Annotated in this window: 10 protein-coding genes; 4 read left to right on the forward strand and 6 right to left on the reverse strand. The window is 70.1% G+C overall.

Annotated elements, in window-relative coordinates:
• Positions 1 to 60: 60 nt before the first annotated feature.
• From ACIPEP_RS05675 to ACIPEP_RS05695, 5 genes are all read right to left on the reverse strand, one after another.
• Positions 61 to 2,670 carry a hypothetical protein gene (locus ACIPEP_RS05675; RefSeq protein WP_402716727.1) on the reverse strand — a complete coding sequence of 870 codons (2,610 nt, stop codon included), beginning with the start codon at positions 2,668 to 2,670 and terminating at the stop codon, positions 61 to 63.
• Positions 2,667 to 4,487: a hypothetical protein gene (locus tag ACIPEP_RS05680; RefSeq protein WP_402716728.1), complete on the reverse strand. Its 1,821-nt coding sequence runs from the start codon at positions 4,485 to 4,487 to the stop codon at positions 2,667 to 2,669. The genes ACIPEP_RS05675 and ACIPEP_RS05680 overlap by 4 nt, the downstream gene beginning before the upstream one ends.
• 8 nt (positions 4,488 to 4,495) lie before the next feature.
• Positions 4,496 to 6,529: a hypothetical protein gene (locus ACIPEP_RS05685; RefSeq protein ID WP_402716729.1), complete on the reverse strand. Its 2,034-nt coding sequence runs from the start codon at positions 6,527 to 6,529 to the stop codon at positions 4,496 to 4,498.
• 174 nt (positions 6,530 to 6,703) lie between these two features.
• Positions 6,704 to 7,288, reverse strand: coding sequence for a TetR/AcrR family transcriptional regulator (locus ACIPEP_RS05690; RefSeq protein WP_402716730.1), 585 nt, complete (start codon positions 7,286 to 7,288; stop codon positions 6,704 to 6,706).
• Positions 7,289 to 7,347: 59 nt separating this feature from the next.
• Positions 7,348 to 9,408 (reverse strand): MDR family MFS transporter, encoded by a 2,061-nt coding sequence (locus ACIPEP_RS05695; protein ID WP_402716731.1) that lies wholly within the window; start codon positions 9,406 to 9,408, stop codon positions 7,348 to 7,350.
• 184 nt (positions 9,409 to 9,592) lie between these two features.
• Here ACIPEP_RS05695 and ACIPEP_RS05700 point away from each other — a divergent pair, with 184 nt between their 5' ends.
• Positions 9,593 to 10,573 (forward strand): hypothetical protein, encoded by a 981-nt coding sequence (locus ACIPEP_RS05700; protein WP_402716732.1) that lies wholly within the window; start codon positions 9,593 to 9,595, stop codon positions 10,571 to 10,573.
• A gap of 25 nt (positions 10,574 to 10,598) precedes the next feature.
• Positions 10,599 to 11,018: a hypothetical protein gene (locus tag ACIPEP_RS05705; RefSeq protein WP_092385095.1), complete on the forward strand. Its 420-nt coding sequence runs from the start codon at positions 10,599 to 10,601 to the stop codon at positions 11,016 to 11,018.
• Between the two features lie 33 nt (positions 11,019 to 11,051).
• Here the strand turns inward: ACIPEP_RS05705 and ACIPEP_RS05710 are convergent, their stop codons facing one another.
• On the reverse strand, positions 11,052 to 12,500 hold the full coding sequence (locus ACIPEP_RS05710; RefSeq protein WP_070417837.1) for a flotillin family protein: 1,449 nt from the start codon (positions 12,498 to 12,500) through the stop codon (positions 11,052 to 11,054).
• 166 nt (positions 12,501 to 12,666) lie between these two features.
• Here ACIPEP_RS05710 and ACIPEP_RS05715 point away from each other — a divergent pair, with 166 nt between their 5' ends.
• Positions 12,667 to 12,963, forward strand: a complete 297-nt coding sequence (locus ACIPEP_RS05715; RefSeq protein WP_229085735.1) for a helix-turn-helix domain-containing protein — start codon at positions 12,667 to 12,669, stop codon at positions 12,961 to 12,963.
• Positions 12,964 to 12,971: 8 nt separating this feature from the next.
• Positions 12,972 to 14,219, forward strand: coding sequence for a type II toxin-antitoxin system HipA family toxin (locus ACIPEP_RS05720; protein ID WP_402717067.1), 1,248 nt, complete (start codon positions 12,972 to 12,974; stop codon positions 14,217 to 14,219).
• Positions 14,220 to 14,402: the final 183 nt, after the last annotated feature.

Raw genomic sequence — 14,402 nt, forward strand, 5'->3', positions numbered from 1 at the left:
GGATCACGTGAGCCGGTCGGCTCGCGTGATCCGCGCCTCCTGGTCGACCTGTCGGTCCGATTACTGCGCGTTCAGGGTGAAGGTGAGGTCCTTCGCCCCCTCGGACTTGAGGGTCCGGGTGAAGGTGTCGTCGTTGATGACGGCACCGGTCGTGTACGACCACTTGCCCTCGGCGTTCGCGGTGACGTTCATCAGGTACTTCGACCCGGAGTAGATGTTGACCTTGGCCTTCGGCTCCGCCGTGCCCTCGATCAGCTGCTTCTGACCCTTCACGAACGTCGTCGTGACGACCGTGATCGGCGCCTTCTGCTCCTGCTCGGCAGCGGTCAGCGTGAACTCCAGATCCTCAGCACCCTCGGACTTGAGGATCCGCGTGAACGTGTCGTCGGTGATGACGGCACCGGTCGTGTACGACCACTTGCCCGCACCATCGGCGGTCACGTTCATCAGGTACTTCGAGCCCGAGTAGATGTTCACCTTGGCCTTCGGCGCCGCCGTGCCCTCGATGCGCTGCTTCTGACCCTTCACGAACGTCTCGGTCGTGACGGTGATCTCCGGGGTCTGCTCCTGCTCGGCAGCGGTGAGGGTGAACGTCACGTCCTCGGCGCCGGCGCTCTTGAGCGTCCGGGTGAACCTGTCGTCGTTGATGGCCGCACCGGTCATGTACGACCACTTGCCCTCAGCGTTCGCGGTGACGTTCATCAGGTACTTCGACCCCGAGTAGATGTCCACGCGCGCCTTCGGCGCCGCCGTGCCCTCGATCAGCTGCTTCTTGCCCTTCACGAACGTCTTGGTGTCGACCGTGATCGCGGGGGTCTCCTCCTGCGCCCCCGGGGTGATGATCGCCGACGTCGAGCCGAACGCCCCGCGGCTGTAACCGTGGATGAACACCTCGGTCGCCTCGGTGAGCGCGGCGCCACTCTTCGCGACCCACTTGCCGTCCGCGTCGGCGATCACCGTCGTCCCGCTGGCCGGATCGCCGGGGAGGCCGCGGAGGGACACCGCGGTGAACGCATCCGCCGTTCCGCGCAGGACGGCTCGCTCACCGGCGACGAAGGACTGGCCCGGCGCCACGGCGAGGTCCTGCTCGACCACGACGAGGTCGGGGTCTGCCGTGGCCGCCTCGGTGACGGAGGAACCGCCGACCGTGAACGTCAGCTCGTAACTGTCCGCCGTCCCCGCGTGCTCACCGGAGGCGATGGCCCAGCGGCCGTCGACGTCGGCGTGCGTCACGCGCGACCCCGCACGACGCGATCCGTCATCCGGGAGGCCGTCGACCTGAACCCGTGAGAACGGCAGCGCGGTGCCGGTCAGTCCGAGCGCCTGGCCGGGCACGAACGCGAGCCCGCGTTCGACCGTGAACGCCTGGAACTCGCCCTCGCGAGCAGCCGGGAGGATCTCGGCCTCCACCAGGTCGCTGAGGCCACCGTGGGCGAAGCCGAATGCCTTCACGGTGAGGGAAGTGGTGGCGGGCTCGGCGCTCGTCGCGGTCCAGTTGCCGTTGTGGTCGGCCTGGACGCCGTACGCAACGTTCCGGCCGGGAAGCCCGTCGATGCGCACGGTCGAGAACGCGTCGGCCGTACCGGTCACGATCGCGATCTCGCCGACCACGAACGTCTGCCCCTCGGCAACGGTGAAGTCCCGCTCGACCGGCGCATAGTCCTCGTCCGCCGTCACGCGCTCGACCCGGGTCGATCCGGCGATCGTGAAGGTGAGGTCGTACCCGTCCGCGGTGGCGCTCTTGCCGGGCGTGAACAGGGTCCACTTGCCGGCGGCATCGGCGACGATGCGCTGCGTCGGGCCGAGGTCCGGGATGCCGGCGCTCGTCGGCAGCCCCTCGACCTTGATGGCCGACCCCGGAAGCGCCTCACCGGAGAGCGCGAGCCGGGTGCCGGGCGCGTACGTCAGGCCGTCCTCGATCGTGAAGGCCTCGAACTCGCCTGCTCGGGCCTCGAGCTCGACGTGCTCCTGCACGGTCTTCGACTCGCCGAGCCCCTGTCCGGTCACCGTGACGACGATCGCACCGGACGCGGCCTGCGCGGCGCGGATCGACCAGTCGCCGTTCTCGTCGGCGATCGCGCCGACCGCTTCGCTCGACGGGGTACCCGGCAGGCCGCGGACCACGACGGTCGAGTAGGCGTCAGCGGTGCCCGACACCACCGGACGTTCGCCGCCGACGAACCGCTGACCAGCCGGCACCGTGAGCTCACGCTCCACGAGTCGGTAGTCGGCGTCGGCCGTGGTGGTGACGTCGATCGACTTCCCACCGGAGGTGACGGCGAGCTGGTAGGAGTTCGCGAGCGCCGAACCGGCGAGCGTGGCGACGACCCACTTCCCGGTGTGGTCAGCGCGCACGGTCGCGGGCGCACCGACGGTGCCGTTCTTCCCCGGCAGCCCGGTGATCATGACCTCTGCATCGGCACCGGCCGTTCCGGTGAGGCCGACCCGGTCGCCCGCTGCGAACTGGAGCCCGTGCGTCACGGCGAGGTCGGCGGTCGTCGACTGGTCCGCTGCCTGCGCAACGGCAGCCGTCTGCGCGGCCGCCGCTGCAGCACTCGCGGAGGTGGCCGGGAGGGACACGAGCCCGGCGAGGACCGCCACGGCGATCGCGCCGCCAGCGCACCGCTGGCCGGGGGTGTACTTGGGCTTCTTCTGCTGTTCCATGTTCACTGTGCTTCCTTGGTGAGGGTGAAGGTGTGGTCCTCGGTCCCGGCGGACTTGAGGGTGCGGGAGAAGGTCTCGGAGGTGATGACCGCGCCGGTCGTGTAGGACCAGTTGCCGTCGGCATCGGCCGTGACGTTCATGAGGTACTTCGAGCCGGAGTAGACGTCGACACGCGTGTCGGGCTTGGCGGTGCCCTCGATGCGCTGCTTCTGTCCGTGGACGAAGGTCGTCGTGCGGACCGTGATCGGCGGCGTCTGGGATGCGGCCGCGCGCAGCGTGAACGTCACGTCATCCGTCCCGGCCGACTTGAGCGTCCGCGTGAACGTGTCTCCGGTGATGACCGCCCCGGTGGTGTACGACCACTTCCCGTTGGGCCCGGCGATGACGTGCATGAGGTACTTCGACCCCGAGTAGACGTCCACCCACGTGTTCGGCTTCGCCGTGCCCTCGATCAGCTGCTTCTGCCCCTTGACGAACGTCGTGGTGGAGACAGTGATCGGCGTCGACGCCTCCGTGCGGGTGAAGGAGAAATCGGTGACCTCATCACCCCCGAACAGCTGGGCGATGCGCACCGTCTCGTTCTGTTCGAACAGCTTCGAGGTCGTGAGTTCCCACTGCCCTTCGGCGTCGGTGCGGACGAAGTCGGCGCGACCGACCGCCCCGATCCGCACCTGCAGGAGCGCGTACGGCGACGCCGTTCCGGTGATCCGGGTCGGCATCCCGCCGACGAAGGTCCGCTCCGACGTGATCGCCACCGGCCGGAAGGCGACGCCCTCCTGGAGGGAGCGGAAGGCGTGCTCCGTCTCCTCGTCTCCCTGGCGGATCGTGACGTCGAGCACCGAGGTGATGTCGCGCACGGCGATGTTCCGCGCCGAGACGTACTCGAACGCTCCGGTGGTCGGCGAGGCGACCACGGACCCGCTGAGTCCACCGCTCACGAGCGCGTCGGTGGCGGCCACCTCGATCCGCGCGCCAGGCGTTGCGGTGCCGGAGATCCGGAGACGCGTCCCGTCGAGGTACGTCAGATCGGACGTGACGACGACCGGTTCCGTGATCGGCGGGTTCTCGCCGCCTCCGCCGGATCCTTCGCCGTCGACCGACACCTCGACGTCGAGCGAGGCACCGAAGTTCCCCTCGGTGTCCGTGTTCCCGGAGATGCGGACCTGCTCGGCGCGGGTGAGGACGTGCTTGCTCCGCACCGACCAGTTCCCCTGGTGATCAGCGGTCGCGAAGGCCCAGCCGCCCTCGAAGACCAGCCGCACGAGCGAGAACGCGTTCGCGGTGCCGGTGAGGACCGCGCGTTCCCCGGGGCGGGCGTTCAGACCGTCGGTGACGGTCAGGGACCGTTCGACGACCGAGAACGCGGGATCGGCGGTGAGCGTCGTCGAGACCGACGGTCCGGTGGGCTCGAGCTTGTTCCCCTCGATCTGCATGGGGGTCACGGTGACGTCGTAGTGGGGAGCGGTCCCGGCGTTCGGAACGCCTGACGTCGACCAGACGCCGTTCGGCCCGACGAGCACACCGGTCGTGCCGACCGCGCCGTTCTTGCCGGTCGGGAGTCCGGTGATCTCGACCCACTCGTTCGCCGGAGCGGTCCCGGAGATGCCGACTGCGCCGCCAGGCACGTACCGGGGGTCGCTCTCGATGGTGGCGCGAGCCGTCTGCGGGGCGTCGGCGCGCTCGGCGGACTGCGACGCTGTGACCGATCCGGGTGCGGCCGTCGCTGGTACCGCGGGGAGGGTGACGAGTCCGGCGAGGACCGCGACGGCGATCGCACCACCGGCGCAGCGTCGGGCAGTGTGGTTCTGCTTTGGCTGGTGCATGTTCTGGCTCACTTCGCGTTCAGGGTGAACATGACGTCGTCCGTCCCGGCCGACTTGAGGGTGCGCGTGAACGTGTCGTCGGTGATCGCGGCACCGGTCGTGTACGACCATCTGCCTGCCTCGTCTGCGACCACGTTCATCAGGTACTTCGACCCGGAGTAGACATCGACGCGGGCCTTCGGTTCAGCCGTGCCCTCGATCAGCTGCTTCTGCCCCGTGACGAACGACGTTGTCGACACGGTGATCGGTGCTGTCTGTTCCTGTTCAGCGGCCATCAGCGTGAAGGTGACGTCGTCCGCCCCGGCAGACCTGAGGGTGCGCGTGAACGTGTCACCGGTGATCGCGGCGCCGGTCGTGTACGACCACTTCCCGTCCTCACCTGCAACGACATTCATCAGGTACTTCGACCCGGAGTAGACGTCAACCTTGGCCTTCGGCGCGACCGTGCCCTCGATGCGCTGCTTCTGGCCCTTGACGAACGACGTCGTGGTCACCGTGATCGGTGCCGTCTGCTCCTGCTCGACGGCGGTCAGCGTGAACGTCACTTCCTGCTCGCCGGCGGTCTTGACCGTCCGGGTGAACGTGTTGTCGGTGATGGCGGCACCGGTGGTGTACGACCACTTCCCGTCAGCATCCGCCGTGACGTTCATGAGGTACTTCGAGCCGCTGTAGACGTCCACGCGGGCCTTCGGTGCCGCCGTGCCCTCGATCAGCTGCTTCTGCCCCTTCACGAAGGTCTCGGTGGTGACCCAGAACGGCGGCGCTTCCTTGACGCGGGTGAAGACGTGCTCGGTCGTCTCGCCGGCCTCGAAGAGCTGGTCGATCCGCACGGTCTGCTGCGGTCCGACGAGCTTCGTGGTGGTGAACTCGAACTCGCCGGCCGCGTCCGCTCGGACGAGATCCGGGACTCCGAAGTCCCCGATCTGCACCGACAGGAGCGAGTGCGGCGACGTGACGCCGGTGATGGTCGTCGCTGCACCCTCGTCGTACGTGAGATCCGAGGTGATCTCGGTCGAGCGGAACTCGACACCCTCCTGCAGTGAACGGAACGCGAGCGCCGTCTCCTCGTCGCCCTGGCGGACCGTCACGTCGAGCACCGGGAGTCCGTTCGGCATCGCGACGCTGCGGCGCGAGACGAACTCGAACGCTCCGGTCTCGGGCGACGCCGTCACCGTCCCGCCGAGCTGCGAGCTCGACGAATCGGAGGCGATGACCTCGATCTCGGCACCGGGCGTCGCGGTCCCCGTGATCCGGAGCCGCTCGCCGCGCAGGTAGGTCAGGTCCGAAGTGACCTCGACGGGCACGTACGCAGGCGGGTCGATCTCCCCGCCATCACCCGGATCGGTGCCGCCGTCCTCGCCGTCCCCGGGACCGGCGACGACGACCACGTCGACGGTGACGATCGCGGCGAAGTTCCGGTCGGCGTCCTCGTTGGCGAGTACGCGGACGGACTGGTCCTCGGTGATCGACGTGTTCGTCCGGAGCGACCAGCGGCCCTCGTGGTCGGCGAAGCCGCGCACGGAGGCGCCGGTCTCGAACTCGACCTGGACGGGCGTGAATGCATTGGCGAAGCCGGAGAGCACCACCTCGGAACCATGACGAACCTCGAGGCCGTCGGTCACGCGCAGGTCACGCTCGACGATGGTGTATCCCGCGTCCGCGGTGAGGGTCTGTGCAACTGGCGACCCGATCGGAACGTACTGGTTACCCCGCACCGTCATCGGCGTCACCGTGACGTCGTACTCGGCTTCGTCGGCACTCGGGAACGTCGACTGGCTCCAAGCGCCTCGGTGGTCGACGACGGTCCGGATGGATCCGACCGTTCCGTCCCGATCGGTCGGGATGCCGTCGATCTCGACCCACTCGTCGGCCGGGCCCATGCCAGAGACGTGGATCGAGCCGCCCGGAGCGTAGTGCGGGTCGCTCTCGATCGTGACGACAGCGTCACGGACCGGCGCGACCGCGCTGCTCGTGGCAGCCGTCGCGGTCGTCGGCACGCTGACGATGCCGGCGAGCAGCATGACGCCGAGCGCGCCCGTCATGCAGGTGGAGAGGGTTCGAGGAAGGAGCATCCGGAGCCTTTCGTCAAGTCGGACACCCAAATATGCGGTATCTGACATGTTGGAAAACTGAATGCTATGAAAGTGGGCCCGACACAGACAGGAGGCGCGGTGCGGGTCGGACCCGCACCGCGCCTCCTGGACGTGGTCGCGCGCTCAGACGGCGGCGAGCCGCCCCATCTCCGCGACCACGCCGCGGAGCCGGTCCGCGAGCTCGTCGCGGGACGCGACCGAGAACCGGTGCGCGACCTCGATGACGGCGGCCATGACGAGCGTGACGGCGGTCCGCGCCGCCTCGGCGTCGGTGCGTTCGGCGGCGACCTCGACGATCGCCGACCGGGCCTCGGCCATCCACTGCAGCATCGTCGGGACCATCTCGGGCCGCGCCTGCACGAGCGACTTCATCCGGCGGCGGTCCTCGGGCAGGGTCACGGTCTGCGCGACGAGGTCGCAGAGGTCGGACACGAGCGTGCCCGCACCGGCGAGGAAGGTCGCGCGGGCGGGGTCCGGGACGGTGGTCGCGGGGAGGCCGAGGGCGGCGTTGCCCTTGGACGGGAAGTAGTTGAAGAACGTGCGGGGCGAGACGCCGGCGGCGGCGCAGATCTCCTCGACCGTGACGCCGGCGAGCCCGCGATCGGTGACGAGCTCGAGCGCGGACCGGTGGATGGCGGCCCGGGTCTGCTGCTTCTTGCGCTCCCGCAGGCCGCTGTCGCCGGGGGCGGGGGCTTCGGTGGTGCTCACGTGGTGGCTCCTCGGACGGACGACGGGGCCTCCCGCGGTGGCGGGAGGCCCCGTGCGGCCTAGCGGTCCGACGCGCCCCGCTGGACGGGGATCGAACCGGTGACGGGAGCGGTCGGCGAGCCCATGGTGTCGGCGGCCTTGACCGCCTGGACCTCGAGGTCGTCAGCCGTGCCCTCGTTGTCCGCCTGCTCCTGCAGGGCCGAGCTCTTGCGGAGCGGCGGCGCCTTGAAGAACCAGCTCAGGACGAAGGCGAGCAGGATGACCGCGAAGCCGACCCAGTAGACCGTGACGGCCGACGAGTTGAACCCGGTCATGAAGGGCCTGGTGAGCGCGGCGTCCGCACCGTTCAGGTAAGACGTGTCGCTCGTCTCGCTGCTCGACGAGCCCTTGTCGCTCGTGCCCTCGTCGATCTGCTTCGACAGTGCCGGAGCGAGGTCGTCCACCCAGTACGTGCGCTGGGCCGAGTCGGACCAGTCGACGACGAGCTTGCCGTCCTGCACGGACGCGTGGGCCTTGTCGGCGGCGGCGGTGAGTGCCTGCTGCTGCACGGCCTCGGGAGCGCCGGCCGTGGCCTGGGTCACCTGCGCGGTGGCCTGGTCGAGCCCGGACTGGACCTGCTGCTTGATCGGGGTGACGATCGGGTTCCAGATCTGGTCCATGACGCCCTGGTTCGCCTTGGCACTGGCGACCGTCGGGTTGAGCGCCGCGTCGAGTGCACCGGTCAGGTTCTTCTGGTCGGCCGTGGCGTGCAGGATGTTCGCCGGCATGATCGAGAACAGGACACTCAGGAGCACCGCGGTGCCGAGCGTTCCACCGATCTGGCGGAAGAACGTCGCCGAGCTGGTCGCCACACCCATGTCACGCGGCTGCACGGAGTTCTGCGAGGCGAGGGTGATGCTCTGCATGAGCTGGCCGAGGCCGAGGCCGATGAGGAACATCCCGATCATCAGGAACCAGAGCGGCTTGTCGATGGTCATGAACGTCAGGACGACGTAGCCGAGCGAGACGAGCGCGGTGCCGATCACCGGGAAGATCCGGTACTTGCCGGTGCGGGCGACGATCTGGCCGGAGGCGATCGAGGCGATCATGAGCCCACCGATCATCGGCAGGGTCGCGAAGCCGGACTCGGTCGGGGTGAGCCCCGTGACGATCTGCAGGTACAGCGGGATGGTCAGCATGGCGCCGAACATCGCGAAGCCCACGAGGAAGCCGAGGATCGTGGCCATCGAGAAGACGCCCGAGCGGAAGAGCTTCAGCGGGATGATCGCGTCGTCCTTCATGAGCGTCTCGATGACGAGGAAGGCGACCAGGCCGAGGGCACCGATCACGTAGCAGGCGATCGCGGCGGCCGAGCCCCAGCCCCAGGTGCGGCCCTGTTCGGCCACGAGCAGGAGCGGGACGAGGGTCACGATGACCGAGGTCGCACCCCACCAGTCGATCCGCGGCTTCGCCTTGGCGTCGCCGAACTTCGGCAGGTGCAGGAACGCGATGACCATGAGGAGCGCCGCGACGCCGATCGGGACGTTGATCAGGAAGACCCAGCGCCAGCCGGTGACGCCGAGGATGGTCGACGCGCCGGAGAAGAGCCCGCCGATGAGCGGACCGATGACCGAGGAGATGCCGAAGACGGCCAGGAAGTACCCCTGGTACTTCGCGCGCTCGCGGGGAGCGAGGATGTCACCCATGATCGCGAGCGGCAGGGACATCAGCGCACCGGCACCGATGCCCTGGAAGGCACGGAACGCGGCGAGTATGATCATCGACGTCGACATGGTCGAGAGCAGCGAGCCGATGATGAAGACCGCGATGCCGAAGATGTAGAGGGGACGACGGCCGAAGACGTCGGAGAGCTTGCCGTAGATCGGCGTGGTGATCGTCGACGCGATCAGGTAGGCCGTGGTGACCCAGGCCTGCTGGTCGAGGCCGTGCAGGTCGTCGCCGATGGTGCGGATGGCCGTGCCGACGATCGTCTGGTCGAGCGACGAGAGGAACATGCCGGCCATGAGGCCGTAGATGACGAGGAGGATCTGGCGGTGCGACATGATCGGCTTCCCCGGCTGGTCGGCCGGGGAGCTCTGTCGTCCGCGCGACACCTCGACGGGTGCGGTGGCAGTAGACATGGGGGTCCTTCAGGGGTGCGTGTGGTGGTCGTGGTCGCGAGGGACGCCGGGGCGTCATGGCGGGCCGATGACGGCGGGTCAACCTTGCAGACGCTGCAACTTTACACCATGAGCACCTTTGCTACACATGCAATCTTTCCCGTTGTGCATGTTTGTGAACGCCTCCTCAGGTACCGTGGGCCGCATGGGGCGGACGACGTGGACCGATGTGCCGGCAGTCCTGCGGGAGCGCGTCGAGACGGTGCTCGGGGGCGCGGTGGCGCGAGCCGAGTCACAGGCGGGTGGGTACTCCCCCGGTGGCGCCGACCGGGTGGTCACCGCGGACGGTCGACGAGCGTTCGTGAAGACGCTCTCGCGGTCGCGGAACCCGGACGGCTTCGGGATGCACGAGCGTGAGGCCGAGGTCATGGGCCACCTGCCCGGTTCCGTGCAGGCGCCTCGGCTGATCGACACCGTGCGCGGCACCGTCGACGGCGACGACTGGATCGCCCTCGTCATCGAGGACGTGGACGGACACCACCCCGGCACGGCGGGCGACGGGTCCGACGTCGCCGCCGTGCTCGACGCACTCGACACGCTGCCGACCGCCACCGGGACGCTCGCACAGCTCCCGCGCGTCGCGGACGACCTCGTCGAGGACTTCGGCGCCTGGGACCGGATGGCCGCCGCAGGCTTCCCCGACGTCGTCCCGGCGCACGTGATCGCCGCTGCCCCCGCGATGGCGCGGGCGGCACGCGACGCCGCGGCGGCCGTCGACGGAGGATCCCTGGCGCACGTCGACTGCCGCGCCGACAACCTGCTCGTCGACGCGGACGGTGTCGTCTGGGTCATCGACTGGCCGTGGGCGGCCGTCGGCGCGCACTGGCTCGACCCGCTCACCTACCTGCTCGACGTGCTGGTGCGCGGCGAGGACACCGACGTCGAGCACCACCTCGCCACCCACCGGGTGTTCGCCGGGGTGCCGGCGTCGAGCGTGGACGCGGTCCTCGCCGGGCTCGCCGGGACGTTCTTCGAGAAGGCGTCCCGCCCGGCGATCCCGCACATGCCGACGCTCCGGGACTTCCAACGACGCGAGGGGCTGGCGGCCGCCGAGTGGCTGCTGCGACGGTGGGGAGGACTGCCGCCGGGGGGAGAGCCCGCGTACCCCGCTGTCCAGGAAGCGTGATCCGGTCGAGCGTACCGTCCCGCTCATGACTGACGAGCACGAAGGCCAGCGTCCGGAAGACGATGCTGCGCGGCTCGGACTCGTCGTCGTCGGCGAGGCAGCAGCACTGCACTCGGGCGACGAGGCGGCCCTGGACGCGAGCGAACAGAACATCCGCGACACCATCGACGAGATGATCGACGAACCGTTGACCGAGCGGCAGGAGCAGGTGGTCGAACGACTGGCGTCGGCCGGGGGCACGCTCACCGCGGGTCTCAGCGGTGCCCTCGCCGCGCAGACCGGCCGGAGCGTCGACGACATCCTCGAGGGAGCCGCCCGCAGCGTCGTCTGGCAGCAGCGCCTGGCGGACCAGCGCCGGGACGGACACGACGGTTCCGGTGAGCGCGAGGACGCCGGCGGCCAGCAGCGCGACCGCCGCGACGACGACGGGCGCGACGAGGACTGACTCCCGCCGCGCCCGCACCGGACGACGGATCGGCTACTCGGCCGCCGCGGACTCCTGCTCACGCACGACGGCGCGGGCTGCGGCCTGCCCCGTCGTGGTGCTCTTGACGATGTCGCTCAGCGTGAAGCCGGCCGTCGTCCCGAGCAGGGCGTCGACTTCGCTGAACTGACTGACCACGCTCTTCGAGAGCGCTCCGGCGCCGTCGGAGGACACGACGGTCAGCTTGTCGATGTTGCCCATCGGCGCCGCGAGCTCGCGGGCGATGCTCGGCAGCGTCTCGATCGCCTTCACCCGGAGGACGGCCTCGGAGTGCTGGGCGAGCGCGTCCGCCTGCGCCTTCGTGGCGTCGGCCTCGGCCTGGCCCTTGGCGCGGATCGCGTCGGCGGCAGCTTCACCCTCGGCGCGGGAGGCGTCGGCCGCGAGCTTGCGCGCCTCGGACTCGGCCTGGGCCTCGGCGGCGATCGCCTCGGCCGAGATGCGTCGGGCCTCGGCCTGGGCACGGGCGGTCTCGACCTGGGCAGCGGCGGCCGCCTCGGCCTCGACGCGGGTCTTGCGCGCCTGCGCCTCGGCCACCGCGGAGACCTCGGACTCGAGCTCGGCACGGCGGAGTTCGGCACGCTTCTGCGCGGTCAGCTGCTCCTGCTCGACGACGCCCTGCGCCGCGCGGGCCTGGGCGAGCGGGCCGGCGGCAGCGGCTTCGGCGGAGGCACGGTCGGCGTCGAGCTGCAGGGCGGCCCGACGGATCGCGAGGGTGTTCTCCGCCTCGGCGATGGCCTGGTCGGCCGTGGCACGGGCCTCACGCGCTTCGCGGTCGGCCTGGGCCTCGGCGTTCTCGGCCTCGAGCCGGACCCGCGCGCGCTCGGCACGTCCGAGGTCGCTGATGTAGTCGTTGCGGTCGGAGATGCCCTTGATCTCGAACGAGTCGACGTCGAGTCCCTGGCTGTGCAGGGCGTCCTTCGCGACGTCGAGCACGGCGACGGTGAGCTGGTCGCGGTTGCGGATGATGGTCGACACGTCGGTCGCACCGATCGACGCACGGAGCGAACCGGACAGGACCTCGCGCGCGAAGTCGTCGATCTTCTTCTCCTGGCCGAGGAACCGCTGCGCGGCGGCCCGGATCGACGCGTCGGCCTCGCCCACCTTGACGAGCGCCACGGCCTCGACGTCGATGGTCACGCCGCGGGAGTCCTGCGCGTTCACGTTGATGTCGATCGCGCGCGAGCTCAGCGAGATCTTGGCGACGCGCTCGAAGAACGGCCGGACCAGGACACCGGCGCCGAGGACGACCTTGATGCCGGACTCGACCGTCTCGGTGCCGTCGGGGTTCTTCACCTTGCGGGAGCGCTTGCCGGTGATGATGAGCGCTTCGTCGGCGCCGGCGTTGCGGTAGACGAGCTTCGCGTAGATCAGCACGATGACCGCCAGGACGACGACCCCCACGACGATCAGCGGGACGGCTCCGAGCGCGAACAGGACTTCCATGACTCCCCCTCGTGGAACAGGCCGCAGCCTGGATTCCGCATCTGTTGTTCCGTTGGTCCCATCCTAGGAGTCCTGCCGCCGGGAGAGGAGCGGGTAGGCGTACGATTGGCATGATTCGCTGCCAGAAACGACGGTTGTGCAAGCTTTTCCTACCAGGAGGTACGCGATGGTCCAACGGACGTCGCCCCGACGTCGCCAGCAGCTCGCGGCCTTCGGTGAGAACATCCGCCGCTGGCGTTCGGTGAACGGGATGTCCGCCGCCGAACTGGCCGACCGTGCCGCGGTGACGCGGGAGACCCTGCGTGCGATCGAGAACGGCACGGGCGGCCGCGTCGACTCGTTGTTCGCGGTGCTCGGAGCACTCGGCATCGCCGACACCGCGGTCGAGGCGATCGACCCCTTCCGGAGCGACACCGCGCGCGCTCGGATCGACGACATCCTGCGGCGCGGAGGGACCCTGTGACACCGGACGTGGTCGAGGTCTGGTCCGGCGAAGCGGCAGAACCCCGACGCGTAGGGACCTTGCGTCCGTCGTTCCAGGGACTCCGGACCCTTGCCTCGTCGTCCTTCGAGTACGACCCGGCGTTCCTCCGGGACGGCTGGCAGGTCTCCCCGGACCTCCCCCTCCGGCCAGGTCGGACCTACACGGCCGAGAGCCAGACCCTCCCGGGGGCGTTCAGCGATGCGGCCCCGGACGACTGGGGCCAGAAGCTGATCCGCGCCGACCACGCACTCCGTCGACAGCAGGACACGACGCTGCCCGGTCGGCTCGGCGAGTTCGACTACCTGCTCGGTGTCTCCGACCACACCCGGACCGGCTCGCTGCGGTTCCGCTCCGGTGGTACCTGGCTGTCGTCGGAGACCGGGGTCGCGAACGTGCACGACCTCGGCCGGATCCTCGCCGCGGCCGCCCGGTACGCGGACGACGAGGCGACCGACGAGGACATCGCCTACCTCGGCGACGTCGCGACGTCTCCCGGGGGCGCGCGCCCGAAGGCCAACATCACCACCGACCGCGGCACGCTGGCCATCGCGAAGCTCCCGCACTCGAAGGACGGCCGGTTCGACGTCGAGCGATGGGAGGCCGTCGCGCTCACACTGGCCGCCGACGCCGGGCTCCGTGTCCCGCGGTGGTCCCTCGTTCCGCCTGGTGCGGGGCGAGCGGTGCTGGTCTCCGAGCGCTTCGACCGCGACGCGACCGGGAGCCGCCTCGGTTACATGTCGGCACGGACCGCCCTCGAGCTCGGCGCGCACGACGACGGGTCCCGGCTGACCTACGAAGACCTCTCGGATGCGATCGACCACTGGAGCGCGGCGCCGGCCGCGGACCTGCGGGAGATGTTCGGCCGGGTCGCGCTCTCCGTGCTCGTGAACAACGTCGACGACCACTGGCGGAACCACGCGTTCCTGCACACGGTGGACGGGTGGCGACTGTCCCCGGTGTTCGACGTCAACCCCAGCCGGCAGCGCGGCGTGATCGACTCCCGTGCGATCTCCTCGTCGGACGACCCGCGGGCACGCGACCTCCGGAACCTGCTCACGATCGCCGGGGCGTTCCGACTCCGGAACCCCGACGCAGAACGTGTGCTGCAGCGCGTGGCAGGGGCGGTCGCCGGCTGGGACCGCGTCGCAGCCGCGCTCGGCGTCCCGTCGGACGAGCGCGACGCGATGCGCGTCGCCTTCGACACCCCGCAACTCGACTGGGCGCTCGGCCTGTAGCCGTGGGGACAGAGGGGAGGTTCCCACGGGGCACGGCCGGACAGACAGGAGGCGGGGGGGGGGGGGGGGCCCCCCCCCCCCCCCCGGGCGGGGGGGGGGGCGCGGCCCCCCCCCCCCCCCCCCCGCCGCCGGGGGGGGGGGGGGCGCGGCCCGGGGCGAGTGGTACCCCGCCCCCGCGGGGCG

Source organism: Curtobacterium sp. NPDC087082 (assembly GCF_044745045.1).
Taxonomy (GTDB): Bacteria; Actinomycetota; Actinomycetes; order Actinomycetales; family Microbacteriaceae; genus Curtobacterium.

Bases quoted from the DNA above. Each gene is read 5' to 3' on its own strand.
- ACIPEP_RS05685 (WP_402716729.1), bottom strand. From the start codon at position 6,529: ATGACGGGCGCGCTCGGCGTCATGCTGCTCGCCGGCATCGTCAGCGTG.
- ACIPEP_RS05695 (WP_402716731.1), bottom strand. From the start codon at position 9,408: ATGTCTACTGCCACCGCACCCGTCGAGGTGTCGCGCGGACGACAGAGC.
- ACIPEP_RS05700 (WP_402716732.1), top strand. From the start codon at position 9,593: ATGGGGCGGACGACGTGGACCGATGTGCCGGCAGTCCTGCGGGAGCGC.
- ACIPEP_RS05710 (WP_070417837.1), bottom strand. From the start codon at position 12,500: ATGGAAGTCCTGTTCGCGCTCGGAGCCGTCCCGCTGATCGTCGTGGGG.
- ACIPEP_RS05715 (WP_229085735.1), top strand. From the start codon at position 12,667: ATGGTCCAACGGACGTCGCCCCGACGTCGCCAGCAGCTCGCGGCCTTC.
- ACIPEP_RS05705 (WP_092385095.1), top strand. From the start codon at position 10,599: ATGACTGACGAGCACGAAGGCCAGCGTCCGGAAGACGATGCTGCGCGG.
- ACIPEP_RS05680 (WP_402716728.1), bottom strand. From the start codon at position 4,487: ATGCACCAGCCAAAGCAGAACCACACTGCCCGACGCTGCGCCGGTGGT.